The 24,625-nt window shown below is 63.1% G+C and carries 19 protein-coding genes and 3 tRNA genes; 13 read left to right on the forward strand and 9 right to left on the reverse strand.

Annotated features, from left to right (window positions below; genetic code table 11):
• The first annotated feature begins 1 nt into the window (after position 1).
• Positions 2 to 1,390, forward strand: coding sequence for a cysteine--tRNA ligase (gene cysS / locus ACKI1H_RS15430; RefSeq protein ID WP_440468774.1), 1,389 nt, complete (start codon positions 2 to 4; stop codon positions 1,388 to 1,390).
• Positions 1,391 to 1,453: 63 nt separating this feature from the next.
• Here cysS and folD read toward each other — a convergent pair whose 3' ends face one another.
• On the reverse strand, positions 1,454 to 2,308 hold the full coding sequence (folD, locus tag ACKI1H_RS15435; RefSeq protein WP_440468775.1) for a bifunctional methylenetetrahydrofolate dehydrogenase/methenyltetrahydrofolate cyclohydrolase FolD: 855 nt from the start codon (positions 2,306 to 2,308) through the stop codon (positions 1,454 to 1,456).
• A gap of 262 nt (positions 2,309 to 2,570) precedes the next feature.
• Here folD and ACKI1H_RS15440 point away from each other — a divergent pair.
• The 9 genes from ACKI1H_RS15440 to ACKI1H_RS15480 all read left to right on the forward strand — a co-directional run bounded on the left by ACKI1H_RS15440 (position 2,571) and on the right by ACKI1H_RS15480 (position 11,520).
• Positions 2,571 to 2,647 (forward strand) — tRNA-Arg (locus ACKI1H_RS15440).
• A 31-nt stretch (positions 2,648 to 2,678) separates the two neighbouring features.
• Positions 2,679 to 2,754 (forward strand) — tRNA-His (locus ACKI1H_RS15445).
• 52 nt (positions 2,755 to 2,806) lie between these two features.
• Positions 2,807 to 2,891 (forward strand) — tRNA-Leu (locus tag ACKI1H_RS15450).
• 142 nt (positions 2,892 to 3,033) lie between these two features.
• On the forward strand, positions 3,034 to 4,344 hold the full coding sequence (gene tig, locus ACKI1H_RS15455) for a trigger factor (RefSeq protein WP_054907730.1): 1,311 nt from the start codon (positions 3,034 to 3,036) through the stop codon (positions 4,342 to 4,344).
• A gap of 93 nt (positions 4,345 to 4,437) precedes the next feature.
• Positions 4,438 to 5,076, forward strand: a complete 639-nt coding sequence (gene clpP, locus ACKI1H_RS15460) for an ATP-dependent Clp endopeptidase proteolytic subunit ClpP (RefSeq protein ID WP_138525507.1) — start codon at positions 4,438 to 4,440, stop codon at positions 5,074 to 5,076.
• A gap of 107 nt (positions 5,077 to 5,183) precedes the next feature.
• Complete coding sequence (gene clpX, locus ACKI1H_RS15465) at positions 5,184 to 6,464, forward strand: ATP-dependent Clp protease ATP-binding subunit ClpX (RefSeq protein WP_017519553.1); 1,281 nt, start codon at positions 5,184 to 5,186, stop codon at positions 6,462 to 6,464.
• Between the two features lie 133 nt (positions 6,465 to 6,597).
• Positions 6,598 to 8,994, forward strand: coding sequence for an endopeptidase La (gene lon / locus ACKI1H_RS15470; RefSeq protein WP_081516474.1), 2,397 nt, complete (start codon positions 6,598 to 6,600; stop codon positions 8,992 to 8,994).
• 136 nt (positions 8,995 to 9,130) lie between these two features.
• The gene (gene hupB / locus ACKI1H_RS15475) at positions 9,131 to 9,403 is read left to right on the forward strand and encodes a nucleoid-associated protein HU-beta (protein ID WP_003087931.1); all 273 of its coding nucleotides are present in this window, start codon (positions 9,131 to 9,133) and stop codon (positions 9,401 to 9,403) included.
• Between the two features lie 227 nt (positions 9,404 to 9,630).
• Positions 9,631 to 11,520, forward strand: a complete 1,890-nt coding sequence (locus tag ACKI1H_RS15480; RefSeq protein WP_440468776.1) for a SurA N-terminal domain-containing protein — start codon at positions 9,631 to 9,633, stop codon at positions 11,518 to 11,520.
• Positions 11,521 to 11,608: 88 nt separating this feature from the next.
• Here ACKI1H_RS15480 and fabI read toward each other — a convergent pair whose 3' ends face one another.
• The 8 genes from fabI to gloB form a co-directional block, all read right to left on the reverse strand.
• Positions 11,609 to 12,406, reverse strand: coding sequence for an enoyl-ACP reductase FabI (fabI, locus tag ACKI1H_RS15485; protein ID WP_440468777.1), 798 nt, complete (start codon positions 12,404 to 12,406; stop codon positions 11,609 to 11,611).
• 24 nt (positions 12,407 to 12,430) lie between these two features.
• Positions 12,431 to 14,041 (reverse strand): ABC transporter ATP-binding protein, encoded by a 1,611-nt coding sequence (locus ACKI1H_RS15490; protein WP_440468778.1) that lies wholly within the window; start codon positions 14,039 to 14,041, stop codon positions 12,431 to 12,433.
• 1 nt (position 14,042) lies between these two features.
• Positions 14,043 to 15,062 carry an ABC transporter permease gene (locus ACKI1H_RS15495; protein WP_138525512.1) on the reverse strand — a complete coding sequence of 340 codons (1,020 nt, stop codon included), beginning with the start codon at positions 15,060 to 15,062 and terminating at the stop codon, positions 14,043 to 14,045.
• A 4-nt stretch (positions 15,063 to 15,066) separates the two neighbouring features.
• Positions 15,067 to 16,149, reverse strand: coding sequence for a microcin C ABC transporter permease YejB (locus tag ACKI1H_RS15500; protein ID WP_017519547.1), 1,083 nt, complete (start codon positions 16,147 to 16,149; stop codon positions 15,067 to 15,069).
• The gene (locus ACKI1H_RS15505) at positions 16,149 to 18,014 is read right to left on the reverse strand and encodes an extracellular solute-binding protein (protein WP_440468779.1); all 1,866 of its coding nucleotides are present in this window, start codon (positions 18,012 to 18,014) and stop codon (positions 16,149 to 16,151) included. The genes ACKI1H_RS15500 and ACKI1H_RS15505 overlap by 1 nt, the downstream gene beginning before the upstream one ends.
• A complete protein-coding gene (locus tag ACKI1H_RS15510) occupies positions 18,011 to 19,840 on the reverse strand; it encodes an extracellular solute-binding protein (RefSeq protein ID WP_138525514.1) in 1,830 nt (609 codons plus the stop codon). Before ACKI1H_RS15510 ends, ACKI1H_RS15505 begins: the two co-directional genes overlap by 4 nt.
• A 115-nt stretch (positions 19,841 to 19,955) precedes the next feature.
• Positions 19,956 to 21,566, reverse strand: coding sequence for a LysM peptidoglycan-binding domain-containing protein (locus ACKI1H_RS15515; RefSeq protein WP_440468780.1), 1,611 nt, complete (start codon positions 21,564 to 21,566; stop codon positions 19,956 to 19,958).
• A gap of 79 nt (positions 21,567 to 21,645) precedes the next feature.
• Positions 21,646 to 22,440, reverse strand: coding sequence for a hydroxyacylglutathione hydrolase (gene gloB / locus ACKI1H_RS15520; RefSeq protein ID WP_138525570.1), 795 nt, complete (start codon positions 22,438 to 22,440; stop codon positions 21,646 to 21,648).
• Positions 22,441 to 22,529: 89 nt separating this feature from the next.
• Here gloB and ACKI1H_RS15525 point away from each other — a divergent pair, with 89 nt between their 5' ends.
• From ACKI1H_RS15525 to dnaQ, 3 genes are all read left to right on the forward strand, one after another.
• Positions 22,530 to 23,285: a class I SAM-dependent methyltransferase gene (locus ACKI1H_RS15525; RefSeq protein ID WP_026079125.1), complete on the forward strand. Its 756-nt coding sequence runs from the start codon at positions 22,530 to 22,532 to the stop codon at positions 23,283 to 23,285.
• Between the two features lie 11 nt (positions 23,286 to 23,296).
• Positions 23,297 to 23,740, forward strand: coding sequence for a ribonuclease HI (rnhA, locus tag ACKI1H_RS15530; RefSeq protein ID WP_045208371.1), 444 nt, complete (start codon positions 23,297 to 23,299; stop codon positions 23,738 to 23,740).
• A gap of 72 nt (positions 23,741 to 23,812) precedes the next feature.
• Positions 23,813 to 24,550 carry a DNA polymerase III subunit epsilon gene (gene dnaQ / locus ACKI1H_RS15535; protein ID WP_045208368.1) on the forward strand — a complete coding sequence of 246 codons (738 nt, stop codon included), beginning with the start codon at positions 23,813 to 23,815 and terminating at the stop codon, positions 24,548 to 24,550.
• The last annotated feature ends 75 nt before the right edge of the window (positions 24,551 to 24,625 follow it).

Here is a 24,625-nt window from a genome sequence, read left to right on the forward strand (position 1 = left end):
GATGGCTGACTTGCAGATCTACAGCACGCTGTCCAAGACCAAGGACAGTTTCAAGCCGCTGGTGGGCAACCAGGTACGCATGTACGTGTGCGGCATGACCGTGTACGACTTTTGCCACATCGGCCATGCCCGCGTGATGGTGGCGTTCGACGTCATTGCCCGCTGGCTGCGCCATCGCGGCTATGACCTGACCTATGTGCGCAACATTACCGACATCGACGACAAGATCATCCGTCGCGCCCAGGAGAACGGCGAGTCGTTCGAAGATCTGACCGCCCGCATGATCGCTGCGATGCATGAAGACGAGGCGCGCCTGTCGGTCCTGCGTCCGGACATCGAGCCACGCGCCACCGGCCATATCGCCGGCATGCATGAGATGATCCAGACGCTGATCGACAAGGGCTACGCCTACGCGCCGGGCAACGGCGACGTCTACTACCGGGTCGGCAAGTTCGCCGGCTACGGCAAGCTGTCGCGCAAGAAGATCGAAGACCTGCGCATTGGGGCGCGAATCGAGGTCGACGAGTCCAAGGAAGACCCGCTGGACTTCGTGCTCTGGAAGGGCGCCAAGCCAGGCGAGCCGAGCTGGGAATCACCCTGGGGCGCCGGGCGTCCGGGTTGGCATATCGAGTGCTCGGTGATGTCCACCTGCTGCCTGGGCGAGACTTTCGACATCCACGGCGGCGGCCCGGACCTGGTGTTCCCGCACCACGAGAACGAGATCGCCCAGAGCGAGGCGGCCACCGGCAAGCTCTATGCGGCCAGCTGGATGCACGCCGGTGCGGTGCGCGTGGATGGCGAGAAGATGTCCAAGTCCCTGGGCAACTTCTTCACCATTCGCGAAGTGCTGGAGAAATACCATCCGGAAGTCGTGCGCTTCCTGCTGGTCTCCAGCCACTACCGCAGCCCGATCAACTATTCCGAAGACAACCTCAAGGAAGCGAAGGGCGCACTGGAGCGTTTCTACACCGCGCTGCGCGGTCTGCCGCAGGTGGCTGCCGAGGGTGGCGAGGAGTTTGTTGAGCGCTTCGGCAATGCAATGGATGACGACTTCGGTACGCCGGAAGCGGTTGCCGTGCTGTTCGAGATGGTCCGCGAGGTCAATCGTCTACGCGAAAGTGATCCGGCGGCAGCGGCTGCTCTCGCGGCGCGCGTGCGTGAGCTGGGTGCTCTGCTGGGCGTGCTGCAGCTGGATGCCGACGAGTTCCTCCAGGCCGGCGCTGTCGGCAAGGTCGACGCCGCGCAGGTCGAGGCGCTGATTCAGGCTCGCCTGGATGCCCGCGCGGCGAAGAACTGGGCTGAATCCGACCGCATCCGCGACGAGCTGACCGCTCTGGGCGTCGTGCTGGAAGATGGCAAAGGTGGCACTACCTGGCGTCTCGCCGAGTAAAGCTGTCCTGGAAATGAAAAAGGCCGCTGATCAGCGGCCTTTTTCTTGCTCGTCGAAAGCCTGTCAGGTGTGCAGGTGTTCGGCGGCGTACAGCGTGTTTTCCAGCAGGCAGGCACGGGTCATCGGGCCGACGCCGCCCGGCACCGGGGTGATCCAGCTGGCGCGCTCGGCGGCAACGTCATATTCAACGTCGCCCACCAGCTTGCCGTCGGCCTGGCGGTTAATGCCCACGTCGATGACGATGGCGCCTTCCTTGATCCACTCGCCCTTCACCAGGCCTGGCTTGCCGGCGGCCACGACCACCAGGTCGGCGCGGCGTACGTGATCGGCCAGGTCGCGGGTGAATCGGTGGGTCACGGTGACGGTGCAGCCGCCCAGCAGCAGTTCCAGTGCCATGGGGCGGCCGACAATGTTCGACGCGCCCACGACCACTGCATCCATGCCGTAAAGATCGACGCCAGTGCTTTCCAGCAGGGTCATGATGCCTTTCGGGGTGCAGGGGCGCAGCAGCGGGATGCGCTGGGCCAGGCGGCCGATGTTGAAGGGGTGGAAGCCGTCCACGTCCTTGTCCGGGCTGATGCGCTCCAGCAGTTGGGAGGCATCGAGGTGGGCGGGGAGGGGCAGCTGGACGAGGATGCCGTCGATGGCCGGGTCGGCGTTCAGGCGGTCGATCAGTGCCAGCAGCTCTTGCTGGGTGGTGCTGGCGGGGAGGTCGTACGCCTGGGAGAGGAAGCCGACCTCTTCACAGTCCTTGCGCTTGTGCGCGACATAGACCTGAGAGGCGGGGTCGCTACCGACCAGGATCACAGCCAGGCCGGGGATGCGCAGTCCTTGCTGGCGGCGTTCATTGACGCGTTGGCCAATCTGCTGGCGGAGGCTGGCGGCGATCGCTTTGCCGTCGATCAGTTTTGCAGTCATGTCGGGGGGATAACCATTAAGGCGGGTGAAAAGAAGGCGCGCATTTTCGCATGCTGCCTCCATAAGGCAAAGGCGGGAGCCCCTGATTTGGCGTAACTCCTTTATCTCTTTGAACTTTTTTTAAAAAAGTTGTTGACGGGGTATGGCCTCATCGATAACATGCGCCCCGCTTGCCGAGCACAGCCTGAAACACGAAAGAGGCGGTGCCAACCGATTCGGTGGTTTCCACTGAGTCTGCTTAGCAAGGGTTGCCGCCACTAAAGCGCCCGTAGCTCAGCTGGATAGAGCATCCGCCTTCTAAGCGGATGGTCGCAGGTTCGAGTCCTGCCGGGTGCGCCAAGTGGCGTTCGGTACAAGCAAATGTAATATGGTGGGCGTAGCTCAGTTGGTAGAGCACAGGATTGTGGCTCCTGGTGTCGTGGGTTCGATTCCCATCGTCCACCCCATATTCCGAAGCGCCAGGCCCAGAGCCTGGCGTTTTCGTTTCTGCGGTACCCTGCGGACGTGGTGAAATTGGTAGACACGCCGGATTTAGGTTCCGGTGGCGCAAGCTGTGAGAGTTCGAGTCTCTCCGTCCGCACCATCTTCTTTCCATAAGCTCTCGCATCCGTGAATTTCCGCAGCTTCCACTCGGGGTGACTTCTGCATTTCTAGCTACTAGAATGCTTGCCCTTGATTCTGGGAGCCGGAAGGACCGGCTTACGTCTGTGCCACGAGGAATATCCATGCAAGTTTCCGTTGAAAGCACCTCCGCTCTTGAGCGCCGCATGACCGTTGGCGTGCCGGCCGAGCGCATCGAGACCGAAGTCAACAAGCGTCTGCAGCAGACCGCTCGTCGCGCCAAGGTTCCTGGCTTCCGTCCCGGCAAGGTGCCGATGAGCGTGATCCGTCAGCGCTATGAAGCCGCCGCTCGTCAGGAAGCCCTCGGTGACCTGATCCAGGAAACCTTCTACGAAGCCGTGGTCGAGCAGAAGCTGAACCCGGCTGGTGCCCCCTCCGTCGAGCCGAAAGTGTTCGAGAAAGAGAAGGGCCTCGAGTACATCGCTACCTTCGAAGTCTTCCCCGAGTTCCAGGTTGCCGGTTTCGACGGTATCAAGGTCGAGCGCCTGCAGGCCGACGTGGCTGACGCCGATCTCGACAACATGCTGGAAATCCTGCGCAAGCAGAACACCCGCTTCGAAGCTGTTGACCGTGCCGCTCAGAACGACGACCAGGTGAACATCGACTTCGTTGGCAAGATCGATGGCGAAGCCTTCGCTGGTGGTTCCGCCAAGGGCACCCTGCTGGTGCTGGGCTCTGGCCGCATGATCCCGGGCTTCGAAGAAGGCCTGGTCGGCGCCAAGGCCGGTGAAGAGCGCGTTCTGAACGTAACCTTCCCCGAGGACTACCAGAACCTGGACCTGGCCGGCAAAGCCGCCGAGTTCACCGCTACCGTCAACAGCGTCGCCGAGCCGAAGCTGCCGGAACTGAACGAAGAGTTCTTCGCTCTGTTCGGCGTCAAGGAAAGCACTCTGGAAGGCTTCCGCACCGAAGTTCGCAAGAATATGGAGCGTGAGCTGCGTCAGGCCATCAAGTCCAAGGTGAAGAACCAGGTGATGGAAGGTCTGGTAGAGACCAACCCGATCGAAGTTCCGAAAGCCCTGATTGGCAACGAAGTCAATCGTCTGCGCGTCCAGGCTGTCCAGCAGTTCGGTGGCAACATCAAGCCCGACCAACTGCCGGCCGAGCTGTTCGAGGAGCAGGCCAAGCGCCGCGTCGTGCTGGGTCTGATCGTTGCCGAGCTGGTCAAGCAGCACGAGCTGAAGGCTGATGAAGCCCGCGTTCGCGAAATGATCGAAGAGATGGCTTCCGCTTATCAGGAGCCGGAACAGGTTGTTTCCTGGTACTACAAGAACGACCAGCAACTGAACGAAGTTCGCTCGGTTGTACTGGAAGAACAAGTTGTAGATACTGTCCTGCAGAAGGCCAATGTGACCGACAAGCAGGTATCCTACGAAGACGCGGTCAAGCCTGCAGAAGCTCCGCAAGCGGCCTGATCCTTCGCTTCGTTCGATTGTCACAAGCCAGCCTTCGGGCTGGCTTGTGCGTCTATAGAGACATGACTTTTTATTAGGGAGTGATCGTCGGACATGCATAATCCTTATATGCCGCAAGTTCCGAACATTCAGGCCGCTGGTGGTCTGGTGCCGATGGTGGTGGAGCAGTCCGCCCGCGGTGAGCGTTCCTACGACATCTATTCGCGCCTGCTGAAGGAGCGGATCATCTTCCTGGTGGGCCAGGTAGAGGACTACATGGCCAACCTCGTGGTTGCCCAGCTGCTGTTCCTCGAGGCCGAAAACCCGGACAAGGACATCCACCTCTACATCAACTCCCCGGGTGGTTCCGTGACTGCTGGCATGTCGATCTACGACACCATGCAGTTCATCAAGCCCGACGTGTCCACCATCTGCGTGGGCCAGGCGTGCAGCATGGGTGCCCTGCTGCTGGCCGGCGGCGCCGCTGGCAAGCGTTACTGCCTGCCGCATTCGCGCATGATGATCCACCAGCCGCTGGGTGGCTTCCAGGGCCAGGCCTCGGACATCGAGATCCACGCCAAGGAAATCCTCTTCATCAAGGAACGCCTGAACCAGGTGCTGGCGCACCACACCGGCCAGCCGCTGGATGTCATCGCCCGCGATACCGATCGTGACCGCTTCATGAGCGGCGACGACGCCGTCAAATACGGTCTGATCGATCAGGTCTTCACTCAGCGTCCTTCCGCCAGCTGAGTCTCTCCGCTGTACCGCGGCCGGTAATCCGGCCGCTCGCGGGCTTGAAAATGCCTGCGAATGCCTTCATCTTGTCCTTCACGTATATCCCCGATTGGAACGATCGAATGACTGACACCCGCAACGGCGAGGACAACGGCAAGCTGCTGTATTGCTCCTTCTGCGGCAAGAGCCAGCACGAAGTGCGCAAGTTGATTGCCGGCCCCTCGGTCTTTATCTGCGACGAGTGCGTCGACCTGTGCAATGACATCATCCGTGAGGAGGTGCAGGAAGCACAGGCAGAGAGCAGTGCGCACAAGCTTCCGGCGCCGAAAGAGATCCGCACCATCCTCGATCAGTACGTGATCGGCCAGGAACGTGCCAAGAAAACCCTGGCAGTAGCGGTGTACAACCACTACAAGCGTCTGAACCAGCGTGAGCGCAAGGACGACGTCGAGTTGGGCAAGAGCAACATCCTGCTCATCGGGCCGACCGGCTCGGGCAAGACCCTGCTCGCCGAGACCCTGGCGCGCCTGCTCAATGTTCCCTTCACCATCGCCGATGCCACCACCCTCACCGAGGCTGGCTATGTGGGCGAGGACGTCGAGAACATCATCCAGAAGCTGCTGCAGAAGTGCGACTACGATGTCGAGAAAGCCCAGATGGGTATCGTCTACATCGACGAAATCGACAAGATCTCGCGCAAATCCGACAACCCGTCGATCACCCGCGACGTCTCCGGCGAAGGCGTTCAGCAGGCTCTGCTGAAGCTGATCGAAGGTACCGTGGCTTCCGTACCGCCCCAGGGCGGCCGCAAGCACCCGCAGCAGGAGTTCCTGCAGGTCGACACCCGCAATATCCTGTTCATCTGCGGTGGCGCGTTCGCTGGCCTGGAAAAGGTCATCCAGAACCGTTCCACCAAGGGCGGCATCGGTTTCAATGCCGAGGTTCGCAGCCAGGAAGCGGGCAAGAAGGTCGGTGAGGCGCTGCGTGAGGTCGAGCCGGAAGATCTGGTGAAATTCGGTCTGATCCCCGAGTTTGTCGGCCGCCTGCCGATCATCGCGACCCTTGACGAGCTGGACGAGCCTGCGCTGATGCAGATTCTGACCGAGCCGAAGAACGCGTTGACCAAGCAGTACGCCAAGCTCTTCGAGATGGAAGGCGTGGACCTCGAGTTCCGCCCGGACGCGCTCAAGGCTGTCGCCCGTCGCGCGCTGGAGCGCAAGACCGGCGCCCGCGGCCTGCGTTCGATCCTCGAAGGCATCCTGCTCGACACCATGTACGAGATCCCCTCGCAGAACGATGTCAGCAAGGTGGTGATCGACGAAAGCGTTATCGAGGGCTCCTCCCAGCCGCTGCTGATCTACGAGAACAGCGAGCAGCCGGCCAAGGCTGCACCTGACGCCTGAAACCAGAAGGGGCCCTAGGGCCCCTTTTTTCTTCCCATCTACCGCGCTTGTTTTTTCCCAGTCCTAACCCCATCTTAGGCCGAAGGGTCCAATCCCATCGTTTTGGCCAAGTGCCGCTGTAGAGCCGAATATCATGAAAACACTCGTCGAGTTGCCCCTGCTGCCCCTGCGTGACGTAGTGGTGTATCCGCACATGGTCATCCCGCTGTTCGTGGGGCGTGAGAAGTCCATCGAGGCCCTCGAGGCCGCCATGACCAGCGACAAGCAGATCCTGTTGCTGGCGCAGAAGAATCCGGCCGACGACGATCCGGGCGCGGACGGTCTGTACCGCATGGGTACCGTGGCCACCGTCCTGCAACTGCTGAAGCTGCCCGACGGTACCGTCAAGGTGCTGGTGGAGGGTGAGCAGCGCGGCCAGGTAGAGCGTTTCATCGACGAGGAAGCCTACTGCCGCGCCGAAGTTTCGATCATTGACGAGGCCACCGTCGGCGAGCGCGAGTCTGAAGTCTTCACCCGCAGCCTGCTCAGCCAGTTCGAGCAGTACGTGCAGTTGGGCAAGAAAGTCCCGGCCGAAGTCCTGTCCTCGCTCAACAGCATCGACGAGCCCGGCCGTCTTGTAGACACCATGGCCGCCCACATGGCGCTGAAGATCGAGCAGAAGCAGGAAATCCTCGAGATCACCGAGTTGTCCGCCCGCGTCGAGCACGTGCTCGCCATGCTGGATGCCGAGATCGACCTGCTGCAGGTCGAGAAGCGCATCCGCGGCCGCGTGAAGAAACAGATGGAGCGCAGTCAACGCGAGTACTACCTCAACGAACAGATGAAGGCCATCCAGAAAGAACTGGGTGACATCGACGAAGGCCACAACGAAGTCGAGGAGCTGAAGAAACGCATCGACGCCGCTGGCCTGACCAAGGAAGCCCTGGCCAAGGCCACTGCCGAGCTGAACAAGCTCAAGCAGATGTCGCCGATGTCCGCCGAGGCGACCGTGGTGCGCTCCTACATCGACTGGCTGGTGAATGTGCCGTGGAAGGCCGAGAGCAAGGTGCGCCACGACCTGGACAAGGCCGAGGACATCCTCGACGCCGACCACTATGGCCTGGAAGAGGTCAAGGAGCGCATCCTTGAGTACCTCGCCGTGCAGAAGCGCGTGAAGAAGCTCAAAGGCCCGGTACTCTGCCTGGTCGGCCCTCCCGGCGTCGGCAAGACCTCGCTGGCCGAGTCCATTGCCCGCGCGACCAACCGCAAGTTCGTGCGCATGGCCCTGGGTGGCGTACGTGACGAGGCCGAGATTCGTGGTCACCGTCGTACCTACATCGGTTCCATGCCCGGTCGTCTGATTCAGAAAATGACCAAGGTCGGCGTGCGCAACCCGCTGTTCCTGCTCGACGAGATCGACAAGATGGGCAGTGACATGCGCGGCGACCCCGCGTCGGCGCTGCTGGAAGTGCTCGACCCGGAGCAGAACCACAACTTCAACGACCACTACCTCGAAGTCGACTACGACCTTTCCGACGTGATGTTCCTCTGCACGGCGAACTCCATGAATATTCCGGCAGCGTTGCTGGACCGCATGGAAGTCATCCGCCTGCCGGGTTACACCGAGGACGAGAAGATCAACATCGCCTCGAAATATCTTGTACCGAAACAGACTGCGGCCAATGGTCTCAAGAAGGGCGAGGTGGTCTTCGAGGAAGCGGCAACCCGTGACATCATCCGCTATTACACCCGCGAAGCCGGCGTGCGTAGCCTTGAGCGCCAGATCGCCAAGGTCTGCCGCAAGGCGGTCAAGGATGGTGGCAAGGCCAAGCGCATCGAAGCGGTGGTGACGCCGGATTCGCTGGAAAACTACCTGGGCGTGCGCAAGTTCCGCTACGGCCTGGCCGAGCAGCAGGACCAGATTGGCCAGGTGACCGGCCTCGCCTGGACCCAGGTGGGCGGCGAATTGCTGACCATCGAATCAGCCATGGTTCCCGGCAAGGGCGCACTGACCAAGACCGGCTCGCTGGGCGACGTCATGGCGGAGTCCATCACCGCCGCGCTGACCGTGGTTCGTAGTCGTTCGAAGAGCCTGGGCATCGCCCCGGACTTCCACGAGAAGCACGATATCCACATCCACGTGCCGGAAGGCGCGACGCCCAAGGACGGCCCTAGCGCGGGCATCGGCATGTGCACCGCACTGGTTTCGGCGATCACCCAGATCCCGGTCCGCGCGGACGTTGCCATGACTGGCGAGATCACCCTGCGGGGTCAGGTGCTGGCCATTGGTGGCCTGAAGGAAAAACTTCTGGCTGCGCACCGGGGTGGAATCAAGACGGTGATCATTCCCGAGGAAAACGTACGAGACCTTAGGGAAATTCCGGATAATATTAAGGCCGATCTTGTTATTAAACCGGTTAAATGGATTGACGAGGTCCTGCAAATTGCGCTGCAATACGCCCCGGAGCCCTTGCCCGATGCGGCTCCCGAGATGGTTGCAAAGGATGAGAAGCGCGAGTCTGATTCCAAGGAGCGAATCAGCACGCATTAGTTGGGGGGCTTTCTTGACACTGTTTTTGAGCCCTTGTTATAAAGCGGCACTTGCTTTGTCAGTTGGCAAACCAGCACCTGCTTTTGCTTACACCTAACACATAGAAACATACTCAACAGAAATAAGGGGACTTAGAGTGAACAAGTCGGAACTGATCGATGCTATCGCCGCATCTGCTGATATCCCGAAAGCTGTTGCCGGTCGCGCTCTGGACGCGGTGATCGAGTCCGTAACTGGCGCCCTGAAGGCTGGTGACTCCGTCGTACTGGTAGGCTTCGGCACCTTCGCTGTCAAAGAGCGCGCTGCTCGCACCGGTCGCAACCCGCAAACCGGCAAGCCGATCAAGATCGCTGCTGCTAAGATCCCGGGCTTCAAGGCCGGTAAAGCCCTCAAGGACGCTGTCAACTAAGCGTCTTTTTGGACTTGACCTGGACCGGTTCAACCTCGGTTGGGCCGGTCACGGAGCGATGACCCGGCTGGCGTAGGTCGGTTGGAATCATCAGGGGTCACGGGCTCAATGCCCGCAAGCTCCACCAGTTACGAGAAGGCGCATCCTCGGATGCGCCTTTCTTATATCCGCCTTTTTTCCACGCCGCGCCGCCATTGACGGTGAGCCGTGGCCGCGTCGGGGGCCGCATGCTGCAAAACATCAGGGACAATTCCCAAGGCTGGATCACCAAGACCATCCTGGGCGTGATCGTTGTCCTCATGGCTTTGACCGGGTTCGATCAGATCATTCGCGCAACCCACCACGAGAACGTCGCTGCTCAGGTCAACGGTGAAGACATCGGTCTGCCGGAACTGCAGCAGGCCGCGGACATGCAGCGTCGCCAGCTGATGCAGCGCCTGGGCAAGGACTTCGATTCGTCCATGCTCGACGACAAGCTGCTCAAGGATTCCGCGCTGAAGTCGCTCATCGAGCGCAAGCTGATCCTGCAGGCCGCCCAGAACGACAAGTTCGCCTTCTCCCAGCAGGCGCTGGATCAACTGATCCTGTCGACTCCTGAATTCCAGGTGGAGGGCAAGTTCAACGCCGACCGCTTCGACCAGGTCATCCGCCAGATGGGCTATGACCGCATGCAGTTCCGCCGCATGTTCGGCGAGGAAATGCTGATCGGTCAGCTGCGCGCCGGCATCGCCGGTACCGGCTTCGTCACCGACGACGAGCTGAATGCGTTTGCCCGCCTGGAGAAGCAGACCCGCGACTTCGCCACCCTGACCCTCAAGGCCGACCCGGCCAAGAGCAAGGTCGAGGACAGCGAGATCAAGGCGTACTACGACGCCCATAGCACCGAGTTCATGACTCCCGAGCAGGTCACCATCGACTACGTCGAGTTGAAGAAGTCGGCCTTCTTCGACCAGGTCGAGGTGAAGAAGGAAGATCTCGATGCTCTCTATCAGAAGGAAATCGCCGGCCTGGCCGAGCAGCGCGACGCCGCGCACATCCTGATTGAGGTGAACGACAAGCAGAACGACCAGCAGGCCAAGGCCAAGATCGACGAGATCAAGGCGCGCCTGGACAAGGGTGAAGACTTCGCCAAGCTGGCCAAGGAGCTGTCCAACGATACCGGTTCTGCGGCCAACGGTGGTGACCTCGGCTTTGCCGGTCGTGGCGTGTATGACCCGGCCTTCGAGGAGTCGCTGTATGCGCTGAAGAAGGGCGAAGTCTCTGCCCCGGTGAAGACCTCCTACGGCTGGCACCTGATCAAGCTGCTGGGCGTCGAAGCGCCGGAAGTTCCGACCTTCGATAGCCTCAAAGCCAAGCTGGAGCACGAAGCCAAGGCCCAACTGGTCGAGCAGCGTTTCGTCGACGCGACCAAGCAGCTGGAAAGCTCCGCCTACGAAGCTTCCGATCTGGGCCAGCCGGCTCAGGACATGGGCCTGAAGGTGCAGACCAGCAAGCCGTTCGGCAAGGAAGGTGGTGAGGGCGTGACTGCCAACCGCCAGGTCATCCAGACCGCTTTCAGCCCCGAAGTGCTGGAAGAGGGTGCCAACAGCGGCGCCATCGAACTGGACCCCGACACCGTAGTTGTGCTGCGCGTGAAGGAGCACCACAAGCCTGAGCAGGAAACCCTGGAGCAGGTGAGTGCCGATATCCTCAAGCGCCTGCAGGTCGAGCACGCTGCCACCGATGCCAAGGCTCGTGGTGAAGCGCTGCTGGCTGGTCTGCGCGATGGCAAGATCCCGCTGACCCAGGCTCAGGAAGGCCAGGACTGGAAGGTCGTGGAAGCGGCCGCCCGTGGTCAGGAAGGTGTCGATCCGGTCGTGCTGCAGAGCGTGTTCCGCATGGCTCGCCCGGAAGGCGCCGGCAAACTCGGCCTGGGTGGTGTCGCGCTGCAGAACGGCGACTTCGTGTTGGTCAAGCTCAGTGGTGTGAGTGAGCCGGAGGCCAAGCCGACCGAGGAAGAGAAAGCCATGTATCAGCGCTTCCTCGCCTCGCGTAGCGGCCAGGACGATTTCTCGGCCTTCCGTCGCTACCTGCAGGATCAGGCGAAGATCGAGAAGTTCGACGACGCCAAGAAGTAAAAGACAGGGCCGCGCAAGCGGCCCTTGTTTTATCGGGTACAAGAAAAAGGCCGCATCAGCGGCCTTTTTCTTTGCTTGGGATAAGATCTCAGTCGTCGCCCAGCGGGCCCATGGCGGTGGTGTTGAAGCCGCCATCGACATAGAGAATTTCGCCACTGATACCGCTGGCCAGGTCCGAGCAGAGGAAGGCGCCGGCGTTGCCAACCTCCTCGATGGTCACGTTGCGCCGCAGCGGCGTCTGCAGTTCGTTGGCGGCGAGCATCTTGCGGAAGCTCTTGATGCCCGAGGCGGCGAGGGTGCGAATCGGGCCGGCGGAGATGGCGTTGACGCGGGTGCCTTCCGGGCCGAGGCTGCCGGCCAGGTAGCGCACGCCGGCTTCCAGGCTGGCCTTTGCCATGCCCATGACGTTGTAGTTGGGCATCGTGCGTTCGGCGCCCAGGTAGGAGAGGGTGAGCAGGCTGCCGTTGCGGCCCTGCATCAGTTCGCGACCGGCCTTGGCCAGGGCGACGAAGCTGTAGGCGCTGATGTCGTGGGCGATGCGGAAGCCGTCGCGGGTGGTCACTTCGGTGAAGTCGCCGTCGAGCTGGTCGCCCGGCGCGAACCCCACCGAGTGGACGATGCAGTCCAGGCCGTCCCACTGTTTCGCCAGTGCGGCGAACACGGCTTCGATGTCCGCATCGCTGGCCACGTCGCACGGGAAGCAGCGCTCGGCGTTGGAGCCCCAGCTGGCGGCAAACTCCTCGACGCGGCCCTTGAGCTTGTCGTTCTGGTAGGTGAAGGCGAGCTCGGCACCTTCCCGGTGCATCGCTGCGGCGATGCCGGAGGCGATGGACAGCTTGCTGGCGACACCGACGATCAGTACGCGTTTACCGGCGAGAAATCCCATGTCATTGCTTCCTTGTCTGCTGGGTCAGGCTTGCGTGGGCACCATGAAGGCTGCCTCCAGCAGTTGCTGTGTGTAGGCATGCTGTGGCGCGGCGAAGACTTCCTCCGCCGAACCCTGTTCGACCACCTTGCCGTGGCGGATCACCATCAGCTGGTGACTGAGGGCTTTTACCACCGCGAGGTCGTGGCTGATGAACAGGTAGGTCAGGTTGTACTTGGCCTGCAGCCCGCGTAGCAGTTCGACGACCTGGCGCTGTACGGTGCGGTCCAGCGCCGACGTTGGTTCGTCCAGCAGGATCAGCGCCGGCTTGAGCACCAGCGCGCGGGCGATGGCGATGCGCTGCCGCTGGCCCCCGGAAAATTCGTGGGGATAGCGGTGGCGAGTATCCGGGTCGAGGCCGACTTCCTTGAGCGCCTCGACGATCGCCTGTTCGCGTTCCTCGGGGGTGCCCATGCCATGGATTTCCAGGCCTTCGCCGACAATCTGCCCCACTGACATGCGCGGGCTGAGGCTGCCGAACGGGTCCTGGAAGACTACCTGCATCTCGCGACGCAGAGGCCTGACTTGCGCCTGGTTCATGCCTTCGATGGCCTGGCCTTCGAAGCGGATGCCACCCTGGCTGTTGATCAGCCGGAGGATGGCCAGGCCCAGGGTCGACTTGCCCGAGCCGCTCTCGCCGACGATGCCCAGGGTCTGGCCGCGCGGCAGGCTGAAGTCGATGCCGTCCACCGCCTTGACGTGGTCGACGGTCTTGCGGAACACGCCTTTCTTGATCGGGAACCACACGCGCAGGTCGTCGACCTCCAGCAGCGGCTCGCCGGGCTCGTTCTGTGCGGGTCTACCGCTGGGTTCGGCGCCGAGCAATTCGCGCGTGTAGGGGTGCTGCGGGGCCTCGAAGAGGGTTTCGCAATCGGCCTGCTCGACGATGCAGCCGCGCTTCATCACGCAAACGCGATGGGCGATGCGCCGCACCAGGTTGAGGTCGTGGGTTATCAGCAGCATGGCCATGCCCAGACGCTGCTGCAGGTCGCGCAGCAGGTCGAGGATCTTCAGCTGAACCGTGACATCCAGCGCCGTGGTCGGTTCGTCTGCGATCAGCAGCTCCGGCTCGCAGGCCAGCGCCATGGCGATCATCACCCGCTGCCGTTGGCCGCCGGAAAGCTCGTGCGGGTAGGCCTTGAGGCGGCTGGCGGGATTGGGGATACCGACCAGGTCGAGCAGTTCCAGCGTGCGCTCGCGGGCCTGGTTGCCGTTCATGCCCTTGTGCAACGCGAGCACTTCGCCGATCTGCTTCTCGATGGTGTGCAGTGGGTTCAGTGAGGTCATGGGTTCCTGGAACACCATGGCGATGCGGTTACCGCGGATGCCGCGCAGCTTGCGCTCGGGCAGCTTGAGCAGGTCCTTGCCGGCGTACTGGACGCTGCCGGAGGGATGGCTGGCGGTGGGGTAGGGCAGCAGGCGCAGGATGGAGTGTGCGGTGACCGACTTGCCGGAACCGCTTTCGCCGACCAGTGCCAGGGTCTCGCCCTTGCGGATGTCGAAGCTGATGTGCTCGACCGCACGCACTTGTTCGTCGCCGCAGCGGAAATCGACGGACAGGTCGCGGACTTCGATGAGGTTCTCGTTCTGGTTCATGTCACTTCCTCGGGTCGAAGGCATCGCGGGCGGCTTCGCCGATGAACACCAGCAGGCTCAGCATCACGGCCAGCACCATGAACGCGGTGATGCCCAGCCAGGGCGCCTGCAGGTTGGACTTGCCCTGGGCGACCAGCTCGCCCAGCGACGGCGCGCCAGCGGGGAGGCCGAAGCCGAGGAAGTCCAGGGAGGTCAGGGTGCCGATCGCGCCGGTGAGGATGAAGGGCATGAAGGTGAGGGTGGAGATCATCGCGTTGGGCAGGATGTGGCGGAACATGATTGCCCCGTTGCGCATGCCCAGGGCGCGCGCGGCGCGCACATACTCCAGGTTGCGGCCACGGAGGAACTCGGCGCGCACCACGTCCACCAGGCTCATCCAGGAGAACAGCAGCATGATTCCGAGCAGCCACCAGAAGCCCGGCTGCACGAAGCTGGCAAGGATGATCAGCAGGTAGAGCACCGGCAGGCCCGACCAGATTTCCAGGAAGCGCTGGCCGAGCAGGTCGATCCAGCCGCCATAGAAGCCCTGCAGCGCACCCACGGCGACGCCGACGATGGAGCTGAGCACGGTGAGGATCAGGGCGAACAGCACCGACACGCGGAAGCCGTAGATCACGCGCGCCATGACATCGCGCGCCTGGTCGTCGGTGCCCAGCCAGTTCTCCGCGGTGGGCGCCGAGGGGGCCGGCACCCGCAGGTCGTAGTTGATGGTGTCGTAGCTGTAGGCGATCGGCGGCCAGAGAATCCAGCCGTCCTTCTGCGCGATTTGCTCGCGCATGTACGGGCTCTTGTAGTTCGCCTCCATGGGGAACTCACCGCCGAAGGCGGTTTCCGGGTAGCGCTTGACCACCGGGAAGTACCATTCGCCGTCGTAACGGATCGCCAGCGGCTTGTCGTTGGCGATCAGCTCGGCACCCAGGCTCAGGACGAACAGCGTGAGGAACAGCCAGAGGGACCACCAGCCGCGCTTGTTGGCCTTGAAACGCGCCCAGCGGCGCTGATTGATGGGAGACAGGCGCATCGGATTACTCCCGGTTCTCGAAGTCGATGCGCGGATCGACCAGCGTGTAGAGGACGTCGCTGACCAACTTCATGATCAGGCCGAACAGGGTGAAAATGAACAGCGTGCCGAACACCACCGGGTAGTCGCGGTTCAGTGCCGCCTCGAAGCTGAGCAGGCCCAGTCCGTCGAGGGAGAAGATCACCTCGATCAGCAGCGAGCCGGTGAAGAAGATGCCCAGGAGGGCGGAGGGCAGCCCCGCGATGATCAGCAGCATGGCGTTGCGGAACACATGGCCGTAGAGCACGCGGCGCTCGGTCAGGCCCTTGGCGCGGGCGGTGACCACGTACTGCTTGCCGATCTCGTCGAGGAAGCTGTTCTTGGTCAGCAGGGTGATGGTGGCAAAGTTGCCGATCACCAGCGCGGTAATGGGCAGCGCCAGGTGCCAGAAGTAGTCGCGGACCTTGCCGCCCCAGGTCAGCTCGTCGAAGTTGTTGGAGGTCAGCCCGCGCAAGGGGAACCAGTCCCAGTAGCTGCCGCCCGCGAACAGAACCACCAGCAGGATCGCGAAGAGGAACGCGGGGATGGCGTAGCCGACGATGATTGCCGAGCTGGTCCAGACGTCGAAATGGCTGCCGTGGCGCACCGCCTTGGCGATACCCAGCGGGATCGACACCAGGTACATGATCAGCGTGCTCCATAGCCCCAGGGAGATGGACACGGGCAGCTTCTCGACGATCAGGTCGGTGACCTTGGCGTCGCGGAAGAAGCTCTGGCCGAAGTCCAGGTGCACGTAGTTCTTGAGCATGATCCAGAAGCGCTCGGGGGCCGGCTTGTCGAAGCCGTACATCTTCTCGATTTCCTTCACCAGCTCCGGGTCCAGGCCTTGGGCGCCGCGGTAGTGCGTGCCAGCGGAGGCCACCTCACCGCCGCCGCCGGAGATGCGCCCGGTGGCGCCGCCGCTGGCGGCATCGAAGCCCTCCAGCTTGGCGATCATCTGCTCGACCGGGCCGCCGGGGGCGGCCTGGATGATGATGAAGTTGATCAGCAGGATGCCGAACAGGGTAGGGATGATCAGCAGCAGGCGCCGCAGGATGTAGGCCAGCATCAGTTGGACCCTTGGGCGACGGTGCCGTCAGCCGGCGTTTCGCTCGCGGCCTTGGCATCCGTATGGGTCGGTACGGCCTTGTCGCGGGCCTGCCACCAGGTCTGCAGGGCGTAGCTGTAGGGCGGCAGTTTTTCCGGGTGGGCGATGCGGTTCCAGTAGGCGATCCGCCAGTTGCCCAGGTACCAGTTGGGCACCACGTAGTGCCCCCAGAGCAGGGCGCGGTCGAGGGCGCGGGCGTGGCGAACCAGGCTTTCGCGGGAGCCGGCGTTGATCAGGCCTTCCACCAGGGCGTCGATGCCCGGATCGCGCAGGCCGATGAAATTGCGGCTGCCGGGCTTGTCGGCGCTGCTGGAGTGCCAGAACTCGCGCTGCTCGTTGCCGGGCGAGCTGGACTGCGGCCAGCTGCTGACGATCATGTCGTAGTCCCGCGAGCGCAGGCGGTTGATGTACTGCGAGACATCGACGCGGCGCAGCTGCATGTCGATGCCCAGCTCGGCGAGGTTGCGCTTGAACGGCAGCAGCACGCGCTCGAAGTCGGCCTGGGCGAGCATGAACTCGAAGCTCAGCTGCTTGCCGTCCGGGCCGACCATCTTGTCGTTCTCGATCTTGTAGCCGGCCTCCAGCAGCAGTTGGTAGGCCTTGCGCTTCTGCTCGCGAATGATGCCGCTGCCGTCGCTGGTGGGCGGTACGTAGACCTGGGTGAAGACTTCTGGCGGCAGCTTGTCGCGCAGCGGCTCGAGGATCTTCAGCTCCTCCGCGTCGGGCAGCTCCTTGGCGGCCATCTCGGAGTTCTCGAAGTAGCTGCCATCGCGCAGGTAGGAGCTGAAGAACAGCTGCTTGTTGGTCCACTCGAAGTCGAACAGGTTGGTGATGGCTTCACGCACCCGCGGGTCCTGGAACACCGGGCGGCGGATGTTGAAGGCATAGGCCTGCATGCCCCACGGGTTGCCGTTCACCGGCTCTTCGCGAACGATGCGGCCGTCGCGCACGGCGGGCGAGTCGTAGGCGGTCGCCCAGTTCTTTGCGATGCGCTCGTCGTTGAAGTCGAACTGCCCGGCCTTGAAGGCCTCGAGGGCGACGGTGAGATCGCGGTAGGACTCCACCACCACGGCGTCGAAGTTGTTGAAGCCGCGATTCACCGGCAGCTTGTCGCCCCACCAGTCCTTGACCTTCTCGTAGCGGATCGAACGCCCCGCCTCGACCTTGGCGATACGGTAGGGGCCACTGCCCAGCGGCGGTTCCATGTTGGTCTTGTTGAAGTCACGGCTGGCCCACCAGTGCTTGGGCAGGATCGACAACTGGCCGAGAATCAGCGGCAGCTCGCGGTTGTCGCCGTGCTTGAAGTCGAAGCGCACGCGCAGCTTGTCTTCGGCCACCACCTTGTCGACGTCCGCGTAGTAGTTGCGGTACATCGGGTCGCCGTCCTTCATCAGCGTCTCGAAGGTGAACACCACGTCTTCGGCAGTGACCGGCGTACCGTCCTGGAAACGCGCCTCGGGGCGCAGGTAGTAGCGGACGAAACGGTGCTCCGGGTCCTTCTCGATCTTCTCGGCGAGCAGGCCGTACTCGGTGAAGGGTTCGTCGAGGGAATGGAAGGTGAGGGTGTCGTAGATCAGGTTGATCTGCGGGGCCGAGTTGCCCTTGGCGATGAAGGGGTTGAGGCTGTCGAAACCGCCGAAATCGGAGAGGCGCAGCGTACCGCCCTTGGGCGCATCCGCATTGACGAAGTCGAAATGCTTGAAGTTCGCCGGGTACTTCGGCGCCTCGTCATACAGGGTGATGGCGTGCTGCGGCGCGGCCTGCGCACTGCCCAGCAGTCCCAGCAACAGGCCGGCGCAGAGCGCGGCGCGGCGGGGGCTTTTCATAGGGTTTTCTCCTGGTCTTTTTGCCACCAGGCTCGCAGACCCAGCGTGTAGGGCGGCGTGGTGACGAAGGCGAAGCGGTTGCGGTACGCCAGTCGGTGCTTGTTCAGGTACCAGTTGGGAATGCTGTAGTGCTGCCACAGCAGCACTCGGTCCAGGGCGCGCGCCGCCGCTTCCTGCTGGTCGCGGTCGGTGGCGCTGAGGAGTTTATCGAGCATCGCGTCCACCACGGGGTTGGCGATGCCTGCATAGTTCTTGCTGCCCTTGACCGCCACCTGGCTGGAGTGGAAGTACTGCCATTGTTCGAGGCCGGGGCTCAGTGTCTGGGGCAGGGTCATCAGAATCATGTCGTAGTCGAACTGGTCCAGACGCTGTTTGTACTGGGCGCGGTCCACGGTGCGCAAGCTCGCATCGATACCGATGCTGGCGAGGTTCTCGCGATAGGGCTGAAGTATCCGTTCCAGGCTGGGGTTGACCAGCAGGATCTCGAAGCGCAGCTGCTTGCCGCTGGCATCCAGCAGACGATCGCCAGAGAGTTTCCAGCCGGCTTCGCCCAATAGACCCAAGGCATGGCGCAGGGTTTCCCGCGGAATGCCGGCGCCCTTGGTCACCGGCACGGTGAAGGGGCGCTTGAACAGCGCTTCGGGCAGTTGCGAGCGGTACGGCGAGAGTAGCAGCCACTCCTGGCCTTGCGGTACGCCGGTGGCAGCGAGGGTGCTGTTGGGGTAGTAGCTGCTGGCGCGTGCGTAGGCGTCGTTGAACAGCGCGCGATTGGTCCATTCGAAGTCGAACATCATCCCCAGCGCCTCGCGCAGGCGGCGATCGGCGAAGGTCGCGCGGCGGGTGTTGAGGAAAAGCGCCTGGGTCTGGGTGGGAATCTGGTGGGGGATTTCCACCTTCACCACATCACCCCGGCGCACTGCCGGGAAGCGGTAGTTGCTGCGCCAGTTCTTCGCCTGGTGCTCGATGTAGACATCGAACTCGCCGGCCTTGAAGGCTTCGAAGGCGATGCCGGCGTCACGGTAGAAGTCCACCTCGACCCGGTCGAAGTTGTACTTGCCGCGATTCACCGGCAGGTCCTTGCCCCACCAGTCCTTGACCCGCTCGAACACCAGGCGGCGCCCCGGCTCCACCTCGGTGATCCGGTACGGGCCGCTGCCCAGCGGTGGCTCGAAGGTGGTGGCCTGGAAGTCGCGGCCTTTCCAGTAGTGCTGCGGCAGCACTGGCATCTCGCCCAGCCGCAGGATCAGCAGCGGGTTGTCGTGGCGCTTGAAGACGAAGCGGATGCTCTGCGGCGAGAGGATGTCGACCCGCTGCACTTCCTGCAGGTTGGTGCGGTACATCGGGTGGCCGTGGTGCAGCAGCGTGCGATAAGAGAACGCCACGTCGTAGGCGGTGATCGGTTTGCCGTCGTGGAAGCGGGCTTCCGGGCGCAGGTTGAACACTACCCAGCTGCGGTCCTCGGCGTATTCCACGCTGCGGGCGATCAGGCCATAGCTGGAGGCAGGCTCGTCGCCGGACGGGTCATACAGCCCGGTGCCGACCATCAGCGGCTCATTCAGCTCACTGACGCCGTACTGCAGGAAATCCGCGGTGCTGACCGGCGGGCTGCCCTTGAAGGTATAGGGGTTGAGCGTATCGAAGGTGCCCAGGCCCATCAGCCGCAGCAGGCCGCCCTTGGGCGCCTTGGGGTTGACCCAGTCGAAATGGTCGAAGCTGGCCGGGTACTTGAGGTCGCCGAACTGGGCGTAGCCGTGGCTCTCGGTGATCTGGGCGGAGGCGGGGAGGCCCAGGAAGAGTCCCAGGAACAGGAGAGACAAGCGACGCATCAGGCGTAGGATCCGATCCCGGCTGGCTGAAGGGGTTAGCGTCGTACAGTAGCAGCTTGTCCTGGCTGCCAGAAGACATGCAGCCGGGGCTGTGCGCCCCGGCGCATGGTGAAACTCAGCGGCTGGCGGTATCGAGGTACAGGGTGATGGTCTGGCCCGGCTTCAGGGCCTGGCCACTGCGCGGGTTCCAGCGCTTGATGTGCTGCATCTCGACGTTGAAGCGCTTGGCGATCAGGTACATCGAGTCGCCCTGCTTGACCTTGTAGTAGGTCGCAGTGTCCTGCTTGGACTTGCTCTTGCTGCTGGAGGCCAGCTGCGTCGCGGCGGCGCTCTGCAGCTTGAGGGTCTGGCCGGGCTTGACGCCATGGCTGTCCAGGCCGTTCCAGCGCTTGAGGTCCGCCACCTCGACGCCGTTCTTCTTGGCGATGTTCCACAGGGTATCGCCATTCTTCACGGTGTAGCTGCGAGTAGCGACGCGGGCGCTGGCGATGGTCTTCGAGCTTTCCACCTGAGCCAGTTGGCGCGGGCTCTCCGGCTCGATGGTCGGACGGCCGGGCTGGCCGGGGATGACCAGGGTCTGGCCATTGCGCAGGCGGTTGGCGCTCAGGCGGTTGGCGGCCTTGAGTTCGGCCACGCTCAGACGGTAGCGCTGGGCGATGCTGTGCAGGCTATCGCCTTTGCGTACGCGGTAACGGCCAGTGTTCGATGCCACCAGGGGCTTGACCTGTACCGGTTCCAGGTTTGCGACGCCAGCCTTGAGGGAGTCGGCCTTGGCCAGCGGCACCAGCAGGTGATGCGGGCCATCCAGGGTCACACCGCGCTTGAAGGCGGGGTTGAGCTGTTGCAGTTCGTCCTGGTCCAGGTCCCCCGCAGCGGCGACCTGGGAGAGATCCAGGCCCGGCTTGACACGGATCGAGGTGAAGTAGGGCTGGTTGGCGATCGGACTGAGGTTGATACCGTAGATGGTCGGGGCATTCACCAGTTGCGACAGGGCCAGCAGCTTGGGCACGTAGTCCTGGGTTTCCTGCGGCAGTGGCAGGTTCCAGTAGTCGGTGGGCAGGCCGAGGCGCTCGTTGCGCTCGATCGCGCGGCTGACGGTACCTTCGCCGGCGTTGTAGGCGGCCAGCGCGAGCAGCCAGTCGCCGTTGAACATGTCGTGCAGACGGTTCAGGTAGGTCAGCGCGGCGTTAGTCGATGCGGTGATGTCGCGACGGCCGTCATAGAAGTTGGTCTGGCGCAGGTTGAAGTGCGTGCCGGTGCTCGGGATGAACTGCCACAGGCCAACGGCCTGGGCGCGCGACACGGCCATCGGGTTGTACGAGCTCTCGATCATTGGCAGCAGCGCCAGCTCCAGCGGCATGTCGCGCTCTTCCAGGCGCTCGACGACGTAGTGCATGTACGGCGCACCGCGCTCGCTGGCGTTTTCCAGGAACGACTGGTTGCTCATGAACCACAGGCGCTGACGCTCGATACGCGGGTTGGTATTGAGCTGGTCCTGCAGCTGGAAGCCGCCACGCATGCGTTCCCAGATATCGTTCTGGGCCTGGTTCCAGGCCGGGTTGAACTGCACGTCAATGGCGCGGGAAGCACTGCGAATCTGGTTGTCGCTGGCGGTCTGCTGGGTCGACTGGCAACCCGCCAGGCCCGCCGCGAGGAGGACAATGGAGACTCGGATGGCGCGTGCCAATGCGTCTAGATCGGAGGTCTTTCTGGTCTTGGGCGGCATTGGCTGATGACTATGTCCGGGGCAAAAATTTCGGCGATTCTAGAAACCGAGCCTGCCCTGGTCAAGATTTCGCCAGCCCTCAGAACTGATCCTTCCAGCGGCGAATGGTCGCAAAGACCTCTTCCGGCGTGCGGATTTGCTGGCCGCTCCGCTCGTCGGCGACTTTCTTAACGGATGTTTCCGACACGCGAAGGAAAGGATTCGTCGCCCGCTCCAGAGCAATGGAAGAAGGAAGACTGATCTTCCCTTGTTCGCGCCAGCGACTGACTTCCTCGAAGCGCGCCAGGACCTCGGGATTCTCCGGCTCAACCGCACAGGCGAAGCGCAGGTTGCTCAGGGTGTATTCGTGGGCGCAGTACACGGCCGTGTGCTCGGGCAGGGCGGCCAGCCGGCTCAGCGAGGCATGCATCTGCGCCGGCGTGCCTTCGAACAGGCGACCGCAACCCGCGGCGAACAGGGTGTCGCCGCAGAACAGCAAGGGTTGCTCTTCGTCGTCATGGCTGTCTGTTGAGTGGAAATAGGCGATATGCCCGAGGGTGTGGCCCGGAACATGGATGACCTCGAACGGCAGGCCGAGCACTTCGACACGGTCGCCGTCTTCGAGCGCCACGTCGCGCCCTGGAATCTTTTCCCCGGCCGGGCCCAGCACGCGGGCGCCGGTTTCCGCCTTGAGACGGACGACGCCGCCGACATGGTCGGCATGGTGGTGGGTAATGATGATGTCGGTCAGCTTCCAGCCAGGATGGGCCTGTAGCCATTGCTCGACCGGCGCGGCGTCACCCGGGTCGACCACCGCGCATTCGCGGCGGGTCACATCCTGCAACAGCCAGAGGTAGTTGTCGGAAAAGGCGGGCAGGGCATCTATCTGTATCATGGGTGGAAAGTCGCCAAGTGGTGGGCATTGGCGCATAGTAGTGCGGATACGCACTTTTGTGTCGCGCTGTCCCACAGGGGGTAGTGATGATCGAAGAACCCTTCGCCCAGGCCGATGCCGACTGGCTCGAACTGATCGACCAGGCCCGCCATTGGCTGTCCGGGCCGATCGGCGGAATGATGCTCGCCGAAGAACAGCAACTGCTGATCGACGAGCTGGAGCGCTACTTCGGCGGCTACCTGGTGCATTACGGGCCGCATGCACAGTTGCCGGCGAGCGTCGGCAATATCCAGCGTGGCGTCCGCCTCGGGCCACCGTTGCCCGGCGTGGAGATCGCCTGCGACGAGGCTGCCTGGCCGCTGGGCGAGCATGCTGCTGACGTGGTGCTGCTGCACCATGGCCTGGATTTCTGCCTGTCGCCTCACCGCCTTCTGCGCGAAGCCGCGCGCAGCGTGCGCCCTGGTGGGCACCTGCTGGTGGTCGGGGTGAACCCCTGGAGCGCCTGGGGCATCCGTCATTACTTCGCCCGCGATGCCTTGCGCCGCGCCCGCTGCATCTCGCCGAACCGGGTCTGCGACTGGCTCAACCTGCTGGGTTTCGCGCTGGAGAAACGCCGCTTCGGGTGTTATCGTCCGCCGCTTGCATCGGCGAAATGGCAGGGCCGTCTGGCACGCATGGAGACCTGGGGCCCCGTCCTGCAGGGCTCTGGCGCCGGCTTCTATCTATTGGTGGCGCGCAAATTGGTGGTTGGTCTGCGGCCCCTGCGTCAGCCCCGTCGCGAGCCGCGCGGCCAACTGGTGCCGCTGCCGGTGGCCAAGGTCAGCCGCCGCGATTCCGAGTCCTGAAAGCGAGCCAAATGAGCGAAGAGAAAGTCGAGATCTACACCGACGGCGCCTGCAAGGGCAACCCGGGTCCGGGTGGCTGGGGCGCCGTGCTGTTCTACAAGGGTGCCGAGCGCGAACTGTGGGGCGGCGAGGCCGAAACCACCAACAACCGCATGGAACTGATGGCCGCCATCATGGCCCTGGCCGCGCTCAAGCGGCATTGCGAGGTGCGCATCGTCACCGACTCGCAGTACGTCATGCAGGGCATCACCGAGTGGATGGTCAACTGGAAGAAGCGTGGCTGGAAGACCGCCGCCAAGCAGCCGGTGAAGAATGCCGACCTGTGGCAGGCGCTGGACGAGCAGGTGAACCGGCATAATGTCGAATGGCGCTGGGTGCGCGGCCACACCGGCCACCCCGGCAACGAGCGGGCCGACATGCTTGCCAACCGTGGCGTGAGCGAGCTGCCGCGCTAAGCGTCCCGTTATCAGGATCAAGGTCGCCCGGAGCCGTCCGGGTGCATCAATCGCAAGAAGGTTTCACACAGAATGCGCAGCGTCGTACTCGATACTGAAACGACCGGTATGCCGGTCACCGACGGCCACCGGATCATCGAGATCGGTTGCGTCGAACTCGACGGTCGCCGCCTGACCGGCCGGCACTTCCATGTCTACCTGCAGCCCGATCGCGAGATCGACGAAGGCGCCATCGCGGTCCACGGCATCACCAATGAATACGTCAAGGACATGCCGCGCTTCCGCGAAGTGGCGGATGACTTCTTCGAGTTCATCAAGGGTGCCCAGCTGATCATCCACAACGCGGCGTTCGACGTTGGCTTCATCAACAACGAATTCGCCCTGCTGGGGCAGACCGAACGCGCGGACGTCGCTGACTACTGCGGCATCCTCGACACCCTGCTGATGGCCCGCGAGCGCCATCCGGGCCAGCGCAACAACCTCGATGCCCTGTGCAAGCGCTACGGCGTCGACAACTCTGGCCGTGACCTGCACGGCGCACTGCTCGATGCCGAGATTCTCGCCGACGTCTACCTGGCGATGACCGGTGGCCAGACCAGCCTGTCGCTGGCTGGCAACGGTGCCGAAGGTGACGGCAGCGGCCGCGCTACCGCTTCGGCGATCCGTCGCCTGGCGGCGGAGCGTGGGCTGACCCGTGTGATCCGCGCCACCGATGCAGAGATCGAAGCGCATGTGGCGCGCCTGGCGGTGATCGAGAAGTCTGCTGGCGGCCCGTCGCTGTGGGCGCAGATGGAAGCGCCGAAGGAGTGATCCTCCGTGCTGCCCTAAAAGGCCCCTGAACAGGGGCCTTTTTCATTTCGGCGAACAGTAGCCAGAGCCCGGCGC

The organism is Pseudomonas sp. YH-1 (assembly GCF_051990045.1).
Classification (GTDB): domain Bacteria; phylum Pseudomonadota; class Gammaproteobacteria; order Pseudomonadales; family Pseudomonadaceae; genus Pseudomonas; species Pseudomonas nicosulfuronedens.